1 pseudogene is annotated in these 898 nt (G+C 30.4%); it reads right to left on the bottom strand.

Annotation, left to right across the window (positions count from 1 at the left end):
• Window positions 1-263, bottom strand: a pseudogene (locus AC1DJR_RS31710) (invasion protein); the annotation flags it as partial.
• Window positions 264-898 lie beyond the last annotated feature (635 nt).

Raw genomic sequence — 898 nt, 5'->3', positions numbered from 1 at the left:
TTAGGTGCTAGTCCACCTCGATGAAGCTGAAACAGTCCAAATGATGTRYCCTGATCTCCRAYTGCRTTTSGATCAAACTTACTTTCATGRAATGCAATAGATARRGGAATCCATGGCGGTATACCATGCTCTATTGATATTTGTTGAATCGTGTCTCTTACTTTAACTCGGTTAGTATGATGGTCATATGCGTATTTTGTAAGATATAGCCCTCCTGTTAAAACTAAAATAAATACTCCACTTTTTATTAATGTCCCTCTCATCGACGTCACCTCACTTGTCMGTATCAAAGATTGTCACTARTAWTCMTATYTTTTGGGGATATTAACTCKTAATCATGTATCATTTTGTTATTGTTTGTTTCATTAATTACCGATTTTCAGGTGAAATTATTAGGGGGTTCCCTCCATATAACATTCGCTTTTATCACTTTCGGTACAATTTACTTTTGTATGGGAGAGCGTTTTCTCTGTATGGTACCGTACTTTTTTCTCGAATACCTTGCTTTTTTATTCGATTGAAATTAAAGAATAACTATATACATAGGGATACACGCTATAAAGAGATACTTAAATTTCTTTAAAAAATTCATTTTCTGGCCTCTATTTCTTTATATAAATAATTTAAAACAAAATATTTAATAGAAAGAAAAGATTTTATTAAATTTTTATAAAAGTTAATAACAGAAATAAGTACCAGGTATCGATTTTAATTGTCACTTGATGGAATAATGAATGTTTTTTCATCATGTAACTTTATTAAACTARCCTTGCACCAGAACCCTTTGAATCGAACAATTCATAATAAACGCCATCCTTTCTGTATATTTCTACAAAAAGAATAGCGTTTTTTGATTATATGGATAYAAATTTATCTTTGCTTGATTGCAATATCGAAA

The sequence above is a fragment of the Bacillus sp. 05T31 genome, assembly GCF_056396725.1.
The sequence above is the reverse complement of the archived record's forward strand: the minus strand, read 5'-3'. Positions and strand labels throughout refer to the sequence as shown.